The 10,541-nt window shown below is 39.9% G+C and carries 10 protein-coding genes and 2 pseudogenes; 3 read left to right on the top strand and 9 right to left on the bottom strand.

The genetic code is table 11. The features are described from left to right. Positions 1-103 (top strand): annotated as a pseudogene (locus H6G75_RS32060) (IS5/IS1182 family transposase); the annotation flags it as partial. A gap of 4 nt (positions 104-107) precedes the next feature. Here H6G75_RS32060 and H6G75_RS32055 read toward each other — a convergent pair. Together H6G75_RS32055 and bchB are read right to left on the bottom strand one after the other, a co-directional pair. Then, a complete protein-coding gene (locus H6G75_RS32055; RefSeq protein ID WP_190983900.1) occupies positions 108-335 on the bottom strand; it encodes a hypothetical protein in 228 nt (75 codons plus the stop codon). 104 nt (positions 336-439) lie between these two features. Then, positions 440-1,966: a ferredoxin:protochlorophyllide reductase (ATP-dependent) subunit B gene (gene bchB, locus H6G75_RS32050; protein WP_190983899.1), complete on the bottom strand. Its 1,527-nt coding sequence runs from the start codon at positions 1,964-1,966 to the stop codon at positions 440-442. Positions 1,967-2,411: 445 nt separating this feature from the next. On the opposite strand from bchB, the gene H6G75_RS32045 reads away from it, so the two are divergent. Further along, a complete protein-coding gene (locus H6G75_RS32045; protein WP_190983898.1) occupies positions 2,412-2,954 on the top strand; it encodes an HD domain-containing protein in 543 nt (180 codons plus the stop codon). A gap of 96 nt (positions 2,955-3,050) precedes the next feature. Here H6G75_RS32045 and H6G75_RS32040 read toward each other — a convergent pair whose 3' ends face one another. From H6G75_RS32040 to H6G75_RS32010, 7 genes are all read right to left on the bottom strand, one after another. After that, a complete protein-coding gene (locus tag H6G75_RS32040; protein WP_190983897.1) occupies positions 3,051-5,030 on the bottom strand; it encodes a primary-amine oxidase in 1,980 nt (659 codons plus the stop codon). 902 nt (positions 5,031-5,932) lie between these two features. After that, positions 5,933-6,457, bottom strand: coding sequence for a tetratricopeptide repeat protein (locus tag H6G75_RS32035; protein WP_190595059.1), 525 nt, complete (start codon positions 6,455-6,457; stop codon positions 5,933-5,935). Positions 6,458-6,583: 126 nt separating this feature from the next. Next, entirely contained in the window at positions 6,584-7,489 is a 906-nt protein-coding gene (locus tag H6G75_RS32030) for a transporter substrate-binding domain-containing protein (RefSeq protein ID WP_190983896.1), read from the bottom strand. 44 nt (positions 7,490-7,533) lie between these two features. Beyond that, a complete protein-coding gene (rplT, locus tag H6G75_RS32025; RefSeq protein ID WP_190970751.1) occupies positions 7,534-7,890 on the bottom strand; it encodes a 50S ribosomal protein L20 in 357 nt (118 codons plus the stop codon). Between the two features lie 24 nt (positions 7,891-7,914). Then, the gene (rpmI, locus tag H6G75_RS32020) at positions 7,915-8,112 is read right to left on the bottom strand and encodes a 50S ribosomal protein L35 (RefSeq protein WP_190983895.1); all 198 of its coding nucleotides are present in this window, start codon (positions 8,110-8,112) and stop codon (positions 7,915-7,917) included. Positions 8,113-8,260: 148 nt separating this feature from the next. Next, positions 8,261-9,052, bottom strand: a complete 792-nt coding sequence (locus H6G75_RS32015; RefSeq protein ID WP_190983894.1) for a peptidylprolyl isomerase — start codon at positions 9,050-9,052, stop codon at positions 8,261-8,263. Positions 9,053-9,347: 295 nt separating this feature from the next. Beyond that, positions 9,348-9,941 (bottom strand): photosystem I assembly protein Ycf4, encoded by a 594-nt coding sequence (locus H6G75_RS32010; RefSeq protein WP_190983893.1) that lies wholly within the window; start codon positions 9,939-9,941, stop codon positions 9,348-9,350. Positions 9,942-10,414: 473 nt separating this feature from the next. Here H6G75_RS32010 and H6G75_RS32005 point away from each other — a divergent pair. After that, positions 10,415-10,541 (top strand): annotated as a pseudogene (locus H6G75_RS32005) (photosystem II D2 protein (photosystem q(a) protein)); the annotation flags it as partial.

Here is a 10,541-nt window from a genome sequence, read left to right as displayed (position 1 = left end):
GTACCATCGTTTGAGTAAGGATTACGAACGTCTTCCTGAAATGAGTGAAGCTGCTATATATGCCGTTATGACTCGTATTATGTTACGTCGTCTAGCCGTCTAAAGATTTACTTTATAAATGGTCTCTTAACTTGAGTGAACCATCCCGGGTCGCGTATTACACGAAACTGGCTTACTACTAGATACTCAGCAACGACAAAATCAAGTATTGAATTTTCAAAAAACTCCAGAACTTCGTATTCTGTGAGGTTTATCGCTTTTCTATATTCAGTTAAATCATTTGGGATAAAACCAAATTTAGTTTGAACCCATCGAGCTAAATCTTGATCATTCATAGTTTTGTTATCTAGCTTCAGCACCCAAAAGATAGTAAGAGCGTTTTTGCATATAAACGCTCTTACATCATAAATCAGGTTAGAGCTAACAGTTATCCGTAAAACTACGCTCCGACAGCTTCTTTGGCAGCGTATAGCACCTCAGCATTGATATCTTTGAAACCGCGATCGCGCGCGAATTTTTCAGTATTGCGCTTGACTTTACCGCGTACAAATCCAGGTATTTTATTTAATTCTGCTAAACCATCTTTTGTCCAATTCAAATCAGATTCGGCAGAAATACCTTTTGTAATTACTTCTTTAGTATCGTGTCCACCAAATATTTCTAATAAATGGTCTTCCATTCCTAAAGTGAAGGAATTGTAGATTAAATCTGTGATTTGATTTGTACCTTCGTAGCCTAAAAATGGTTTGTAACCAATGGGGAAGTTTTGGACGTGAATTGGTGCAGCAATTACACCGCAAGGAATATCTAAGCGTTTACCAACGTGACGTTCCATTTGCGTACCGAAAATGGCTGAGGGTTCGACCCGAGCGATCGCATCCCCAATTGCGCCATGATCATCAGTAATCAGTACTTCGTCGCAATATTCGCTTACTTGTTCGCGGAACCAGTCTGCATCATATTTGCAGTAAGTTCCTGCCCACACTACATGAATCCCCATTTCCCGTGAGAGAATTTTGGTAAGGGCGGCGGCGTGGGTATTGTCGCCAAATACTACAGCTTTTTTACCAGTCAAATTCTGACAGTCAATGGAACGGGAGAACCAAGCCGCTTGGGAAACATACAAGGTTTGCTCGTTGATATATTCTTCATAGTCAACATTCGCGCCTTGTTCGTTAATTACCTGTTGAATTTTGCGGATACAACGGGCAGTTTCTACCACACCCATCGGGGTAATATCTACGCAAGGTGTTCCGAATTCTGCTTGTAAGTAATTAGCTGTCATTACACCTAGTTCCCGGTAAGGAACTAAGTTAAACCAAGCCTTGGGTAAATTCTTTAATTCATGAACAGAAGCACCTTCGGGAATGACGGCGTTCACCTCAATTCCCAAATCACCCATGAGTTTTTTCAGTTCTGTACAGTCGTGGTTGTTATGAAAACCCAGGGTAGAAATACCGATGATGTTAACTGATGGCTTTTCAGTTTTGGTTGTAGGTAGTTCGCCTTTTTTGCGGGCTTTTTCGATATAGTATTGGACAATTTGATGTAAAGTGCGATCGCCTGCTTGCAATTCATTGACGCGATAATGATTCACATCCGCCAACATGACATCGCCTTTCGCTTCTAGCTGCGCCCGTTCGACGAAGTTTTGTAAGTCTTCTTGCAAAATGCTAGAGGTGCAAGTGGGAGTTAACACAATCAAATCGGGGTGTTCCTCTGCATCTTTGCGGGTAATATTATCAACCACCTTCTCTTGAGAACCGCGTGCTAGTACGTGGCGATCTACAACACTGGCTGTCACTGGGGTAAAGTCTCGCTCCCGTGAGAGCATAGAACGCATGACGTTAAAATAATCATCTCCGAGGGGGGCGTGCATAATCGCATGAACGTTTTTAAACGAACTAGCGATTCGCAAAGTGCCAATGTGGGCTGGGCCTGCATACATCCAGTAAGCCAATTTCATCAGGCATTCTCCCTTGTGAACAACATCAGAGGTGGACTATGATTGCGAAATTATTAGTCTTTGATTGTCCCAAAACTTGTAGCGTTGAATAAATAGGACTATTTACTTGTTGATTGATGTAGAAATCGCTGAAACCTATGTGATGATTAGAGTTTAGCTTTTAAGTTAAACAACATATATATTGTTTAAGGAAATAATTCTTAGTCTTATGCAAATCTTGTTAGCAAGATAAAGCCGATAGTTAATATTTATTCATAAACTCTGGGCAATTATTCTTAATATTTCTATACATATAGCAATACTAAATCATTTGTAAAATTATCTTTCTTCTTTGTATTCTTCTTCTTTGTGTCCTTTGCGTCCTTTGTGGTTCGTTTTTTCATAATTTTGCGTAAGTTCTATCTATTATTAATGCACTAGAAAATTTACTGCTGAGTAATTTTACATGAGTCATCAAAGCAAAACCTTTCAAACAGTTAATGAAGCTTATCAGTTTCTAGAAGAACTGGGAGCTTCACCAAAACTGATACTTCACGTTAAATTAGTTGGCGAAGCTGCTGATTTACTCATCTCAAAATTACATGAATTACAGGTGCAGTTTGATGAAAGTTTTTTGCGTTTGGGTGTAGTGTTTCATGATGCAGGTAAAATTATTCATCCAGAGGAATTGACAGCTAAAGGTAATAATCACGAAGCTGATGGTGAGACGTTACTCATCAACAATGGAGTTGATTCAAATCTGGCGCGTTGCTGTCGTTCTCATGCTCAATGGCAAACAATGGAATGTTCTTTTGAAGAGATATGTGTTGCCTTAAGCGATACACTTTGGAAAGGCAAGCGTAACAATCAATTAGAAGATTTATTTATGCAGATGTTAGTAGAAAGATGCCATAAAGAGTATTGGGAGATTTTTATAGAAATGGATTCTTGTTTTGAAAAAATTGCTTCTGATGGTCATTTACGACTATTGTGTAGTCAAGCAGTGTAAAAATAAAAATGTATTGGTTTATATCTTTCACGTCATTTGTGAAGAATTAGATCCCCGACTTCTTGAAGAAGTCGGGGATCTGCGGGTATCTGATAGCTATTCAGGTAAATTAATCACAGGATTACGGCTAAAGAAACCGCGTGGAAACAACTTGAAACCAACACGATGAACAGGCATGACAGGCCAATCTTCAGGACGGGGTACGTGTGTCATTCCCATTGTGTACCAAACTACAATGTCTTGATTTGTTAATGACTCATTATCAGAAATATATTTTGGTAAACCTTCTTTTGGTTGGCTTTGATTGGGATAATTACCACCTGCATAAAGTTCATCTGGTTTATATTTTGTTACCCAAAAATGATGTGTAGCAAATTCGGCTCGTTTGCGAATTTCTGCACCTTCGGTTGGGAAAAATATGGTGTTTCCAGTTGGCATTAACATATATGCAGTTCCCACACCGAGAGCATTCTTTTTATCTGTGCTGCTAATCATCCATTCTCGGTTATGTTTAGTATCAACATCACGGACGGCGGCTTTTTCTGTGGCTAATGCTGTGTTTTCGACTGCGATCGCATTTCCTATAGGATTTTTACCACTAATTGGTACAGAGTTAACATTCATCTCCATGACAGAATTTGCCTGTCCGTCTACATCCATGTCAAGGCGGTAATTAAAAAAGTGTTGATGGTTTACGCCAAAAATATTTTTAGCTAATAGCCGTCCATAGGAATTATCAAAAGATTCTGTTTCTAAATTTGTCCCTTGCGCTAGAACAATTCCGCTTAATTCGTTTTGAACTTCTAAAGTGCCATCTTGGTGAAAAATCCAATTCAGGCTGTAATCATAATTGTCAATTGTCGCCGTTATAGTTAACACTAACTCCCGATTACGGCGGACATCATTACGTTGAGTATCATAGCCGTAATGTTTCCAGAGGATACCATTATCACGCTCATAAATACCAACAACTCGCGGCATAGTGACAGGTTCGCCTTGTTCATTGGCAAATATCGCATCTAATAAAACTCCGTTGCTGGGGATATCTTTACCCAACTCCAGCGCATTAGCTAACACACCAAAGTTATATTCACCAACATCAAAAGCATTACGAAATGACCAAGTAGGATCAGGATCACCATAAGGTACTACCATTTCTGATAGGCTACCACGATATAAAACTCGTCGCAGATTTTCCCCATCTTGGTAATTTACTAAATACAACACTAAACCATCACGCGGGTGCATTAAATAGCGGAATTTCCAACCTTGCCAACTAATTTCATTTCCATTAATTTGGAAGGTTTTACCATAAGGCTGAAAAAATTTTAACGGTTTTGGTGGTGTGAGTAATTTACCCAAAGATTTCAGATCATAGTCCCAGTTTTCTTTAGAGAATGGTACGATGCCTCTATCTATTAGACTGACGACTTTACCTGTATTTAAATTAACTGTCGCTAGTACACCTTCAATGGGACTACCGTAATAATTCCAGTTATCGCCTCGATAATAAGATAATCCACGCACCAAGCGATCGCCTGTAGATTCTTCCTGTTTACTTAAGATTCCCGCCGCCCAACAACTAACTTTAACATCATCAAAATCTTTAATTTCCCTTCTTTGCATGGCTTTTTGCCATCGTTCATCAGCTTTAATAATTTGAGACGTTAACGCACATTCTGTATAACTTAAAGCTGGTTGAGCATTAGCTATTTCTTGCCAAGAATTGAGGGACTGCTTTTTTACGTCAACAATACCTTCGTAGGTTTTGTTTTGTAAACGTTCGTATACTACTAAAAAAGCTTGTCGTTGAACTTCTTGATTGGGTGTGAAATTTAAAACTTCCTGTTTATCAGGTTCTTTTAAAGCGACAATCGAAAAAATAGCCATATCGCTTAACGATTTTGCTTTTTTAACTACCTCAACGGCTGTGGTAATTTCTGTTTCTGTTAACGGCGTTAGAGGGTGCAAAATCTGCGGTTGTTGAGCAGAGACTTTACTTATTAGTCCAAAAAATATACTCAGGCAAATAATAATATTAATGGCTAAAACAGCAAACCGCAGTTTTTTCATCATCTGTAACTAGCAAACAAAGAACTTCTATTTATTCATTTCTCAGTATGAACTATATAAATCCGGTTTGATTGCTGAATGTATTTGTGTAGGCGCAAATATTAGTCTTATAGAAAACCGATAGATTTTGCGATCGGACAATTTATTTTAGTCCCCTTGCGGGGAATTAGTTGTTAGAAACCACAATATTTTTTGGTAGCAAACAACCACAGAAAATGTTTCAATCCCCGTGAGGAGAATTAGTGGTTAGAAACGTTGGAATGTGGATGATGAAATTAAAGACCTTATTTTGTTTCAATCCCCGTGAGGGGAATTAGTAGTTAGAAACTAAGTTAGAAATAACTAAAGATACTAGAGCATTTATATTTCAATCCCCGTGAGGGGAATTAGTGGTTAGAAACCGAGTATCATAGAGATGGTTATGATGCTTTTCAATTGTTTAAATTCCCGTGAGGGGAATTAGTGGTTAGAAACTGCACTGTACTGAAATGGATACAGAGCAAGGTTTTTGGGAAGCAATTTGACGAATCTCAAAAAAGGTCAATTTCAGCCGTCATAATTGCGACTAATTCTCAACTTACCAGATATATGAAACGCTGTAATTATTTTGTTGTCGAGGTTCTGGCGATTTTGACGAATCCCCAGGGTTTTTAGCCCCCGCTTTGATTTGTCAACCATCAAGTTAATACAAACATGATACAGTGACCAGTCAGGTTTGTCGAGTACTAATAGTAGGGTGTAGGAGTAGAAACAATTTTAGCTGTTTAAGCAATCAACACAAGTTGATCAGATTTTTCACCCCTACACCCCTACGGGGAAGTCAAAATTCAAAACTCAGAGAATTTTTGACTTTTAACTTTTGACTTTTGACTGGATTTCACCCATCTTTTTACGCAAATCCTGAACTATGCAGAAACTAAACGGCGTAAAGATTCAGCACGACGTTTAGCGGTGGAATTATTAGGAGCTAATTTGAGAGCTTCTTCGTAACTTTGTAGCGCCTGAGTATTTAATTTTTTGCGCTCATAGGCGTGACCGATGTTATTTAAAGCTACTACATAATCGGGTTTAATTTTCAAAGCTTCTTTGTATTGGCGAATTGCTAAGTCATATTGTTCTTGAGCAAAGTAAGCGTAACCAAGCCCATTATAAATAGGAGCAGTTGCTTCTTCCCCTTCTTCTTCAGCTGCTTTGAGAGCTTTTTGAAATAGCGCGATCGCTTGCACGTACAATTTTTTTTCAGAATAGATACAGGCTAACTCGTAATATTCCTGAGTTGTACCTTTTTCTTTCTCCAATTTTTTTCGCAGTTTGGAAAATGCACTTTCCAACCTGCGAGTTTTGAGAATTTGCCGAAAAACACTCACAACCGCGAATGTCAGAATTGCCACCACAATCGAGAGGTAAACAACAGCTAGATTATTATCCATCGCCTGCTAAGACAAATATTAAAACTACTTTCTCTATCTATTATCAATCTTAGAGAAGTTAAAAATTAAAAGTTAAAAGGCAAAGTACACATCTCTTTTAACTTTTACCTTTTGCATTTTGCCTTTTTAAGGTAATCCCCAATATTGGGCGCGTTCCTTTAGCCAACCTTTAACTGTGTAACGGGCGATCGCTTCATTTACATTACGTCGCAGTTCGTCATATTGTACACCCTTGGGCATCACCACAGATAAAGGTGCTGTCGATAGCTTGGTTGGTAGCAGTCGATATTGGGGAGATTGTTTGATCCAACCACTCAGAACACTTGCATCGGCGGCGAAGGCTGTGGCTGTATTATTTTCTAACTGTTCTTGCCCTTCTTGGTAAGAATTGACTCCCACTAACTCAGCCTTGGGGAGATAATAACGTACTTGAGCGATCGCATCAGAATTGTTGAGTACAGCTATTTTAAGGTTAGCCAAATCTTGAATTTCTTTAATAGCAGTATCTTTAGTAATCAAGTATGTGCCATCCAAGTAATAAGGCACACTGAAACTAACTAACCGGGAACGTGACTCAGTAGCTGTAACTCTGGCAATAGCAAAATCAACTTGATGCTTTAAGACTACAGATAAGCGATCGCGATTTGCTACAGGCTGTAATTTCACCGCCTCTGCTTTCCCTAGCAAATCTGCGGCTAAACGTTGCGCTAAATCAATTTCTAAGCCTTGAAGATTGCCGTTAGCGTCCCTAAATCCCAAGGGAGGCAAATTATCTTTAACGGCAATTTTAAAATAGCCCCGCCGTTGAATTTCTGGCATTTCTGCGGCAGATGCAGGTAAACCTGTGACTAATAATAAACAGCAGAAAATAACCAAAATTCCGGTAAATAACCCCAGATATAACCGATTCAAGGATAAAGAATAAAGGATAAAGGATGAAAAACGGACTTGTTGCTTGATTAATTTTTTCAGCAACGAGCCAACTTTGTGCAAACCCCTTGATTGATTTTGGGGGTAAGTTTCAACCTTCATACTTCATACTTCATCCTTCAAAGGTTATTCATCCGTTACCACCTTTATTTCGCTTGACTGGCTGCTAATTCAGCAATTTTGCCGAAGCTGGTAGGATCTAAAACTGCCAATTGTGCCAACATCTTGCGGTTGAGTTGGATATCAGCTTTTTTCAAGTTGCCAATCAACTGACTGTAGCTTAAACCATGTTGTCTAGAAGCCGCGTTAATCCGAGTAATCCACAAACGGCGGAAATCACGCTTGCGTTTTTTGCGATCGCGGTAGGCACTACGTAGTGCCTTCATTACTTGCTGGTTAGCAGTTCTAAACAGAGTTGAGTGGGAACCGCGAAAACCTTTAGCTAATTTGAGAATTTTATTGCGGCGTTTACGAGCTACGTTACCGCGTTTTACCCGTGTCATGTTCTAATTCCTAAAAAATTTACTCTACAAATAAGGAAGCATCAAGCGTACGTTTTCTTCGTCGCGCTCGTTGACGATGGCCATTTTGGACAATTTACGTTTTTTGTTAGTGGTTTTGTGTTCTAACAAGTGGTTTTTGAACGCTTTCCGGCGGACGATTTTACCGCTACCAGTAGCGCGGAACCGTTTTGCGGCTGCTTTACGGGTTTTTAATTTAGGCATTTGCTGGCTTTAATTTGACGATTCGACACAATCTATCATTATATACTATTCAATTTGCTGAAATGCCAAGATAGATTCAGAAATTGGGTAGAGAATAAGATCCCCGGCTTCTCTAAGAAGCCGGGGATCTGAAAGCATTGCAAGTTATTTATTGAGGAACTTTTAGGTTTTCTGCGCCTTGGGTAACTTTCGCAGAATCAATGCGATCGCCTTGTTGAATTTTGTTGACGACATCAAAGCCTTGGGTGACATAACCAAATACAGCGTAGTTACCATCCAAGAAACCCAAATCAGCCAAAGCAAAATAAAACTGCGAAGAAGCTGAATCTGGCATTTGCGATCGCGCCATTGCGATCGCACCTTGTTTATGGCTTAACTCTGGTACTGTAGTTACACCCGCCATTTCAAAGGTCTTACTGTAAATTGGTTTATCTGCACCTTTGGGTTTGATTTCTAAAGGTATGTAGCGTTCATTACCAGTTTTGGGGTCAATATAACCGCCTGTACCCAATCTACCAGCTGGAAATTTCGGGTCTTTGCCTTGAGGATCGCCACCTTGGACAACGAACGGTTGTGGTTCGCGCACTACTCGATGGAATGCTAACCCATCGTAAACGCCTTTTTGGACTAAATCGACAAAATTACCAGCAGTAATCGGCGCATTTGTGCCATCTACTTCGATAGTGATGGGCGAACCTTTCACCGTCACCACTACAGTAGCTTTACCTTCAAGTCTTGGTAAATTACTCATTCCGGGGATACTCTCACTTGTTGTTTCAGGTACAGGCGTTGCTTCAGCAGTTGTTGTATTACTAGTTTCGGTAGCTGTTTGTGTTGCAGAAGAAGTGCTAGAGCTAACTTGCTGTGTAGAACATCCTCCCAACATTAAAGCAGCGACCATCAAAAAGGTAACTAAAAATTTTGTAACTTTTAACCGCATTTTCAGGTACTGACTCAACCAGAGTATCTTAGCCTCTCAAGCGAATAAAGTTAAAAGGTAAAAGTAAAAGGTCAAAAGATTATTTTCTTTTAACTGCCCTTCGGACGAGGTAGAGGTCAGTGGTTCGGCTACTTCGGCTGCGCTCAGTACAAGTTCGCTCACCAACCAGACAGGAGGCAGAAGGGACAATTTTGAATAAAGAATAAAGACTTTTTGACTCACCCATTTGGGTTGAAGTCCGCCTCTAATCAGCCTCCTGCCTCCATTAACTTTTGCCTTTCTACTTTTTACTTAATTACAGTCCTTCTAGGGGAACTTGTAAAAAGCGGGCTAATTCTGCACCTTTAGTTTCTATTTCTGTCAAAGACAGGGGTTGACCAACTCTAGTTAAAGGAACATCGCGCCGTCCCTTAATTCTGAGGTAAACTGCACGCTTCGGATTTAAACCTTCTTTAATATCTAATCGTACAGATTGGACATCACGAATGCGGGCAGAAATTTCAATGCGGCGGTTTTTGCCAGGGAACCCCCAGCGAAAAATTTTAACGGTGTCAGTTTCGTGGTTAAACTCGTTGTAACCACCACCCACATCCAATAAAATCATCAGCCACAGGAATAAAGCTAAAAGTACACCCGCAGTACCATACAAGCCCATAACTAAACCTTGAGGTACAAACACTAATTGAGTTGGATCGGTGACTAATAGTAAATTGACTTGCAAATAACTAGATATACCAGCTAACAAAAAGCCTGTGGCTCCTAAAGTTACAACAGTTGCCCACCAGTAGTTACTCAACCGACGAGAACCGAGAACTTTTTGATGTAACACGCCCGAAGAAGCGCGATCGCCATTAGAATCGCCTTGGTTAATTGTTGTTGATACGGTCATGGAACTACTTTGTGAATGGTCAAGGGTCAAGGGTCAAGGGTGATTTTTCCCTTGCCATTAGTTATTCTCTCTCATTTCCACCCCTTCCTTGTCTCCTCTTCTCCCCCTTGCTCCCTGCACCTTGTCCTCTTCTCCCCACTTCCGTTAAACAATTGTGATATTTCTGAGAAAAGTTGTGTCAGATTGTAAAAATTCTGATATTCATTTATTTAATAGGTTTGTGATCAATAGTAGATTTCCCTGTGTAGTTCAGGCAAAAAACCGAACTAATGTGATAAGTTAAGGATCATTAAGTTACCACAAGCTAGGTTACTAGCCAATGGTACGTGTAATGGCATAACCCTGAGAAATGTCAACTTACTTAGAAGGCAAACTCTCAGAAACTCAGCCGCTTCAAGGCTGCTGGAATTGTCAAAAAAACGTTTATTCCTCAGAAGCGTTGAAATTTTTAGTAAAAAGAGGATTTTAGTCCGATGACCATCGCAGTTGGACGCGCCCCAAGTAGAAGAGGGTGGTTTGACGTACTAGACGACTGGTTAAAGCGCGATCGCTTCGTGTTTGTAGGTTGGTCAGGAATATTACTATTCCCCTGCGCCTTCC

It is taken from the genome of Nostoc sp. FACHB-280 (assembly GCF_014697615.1).
In the GTDB taxonomy this organism is placed as follows: domain Bacteria; phylum Cyanobacteriota; class Cyanobacteriia; order Cyanobacteriales; family Nostocaceae; genus Nostoc_B.
Note: the sequence above shows the minus strand (reverse complement) of the source record. Positions and strands in the feature narration are given on the sequence as shown.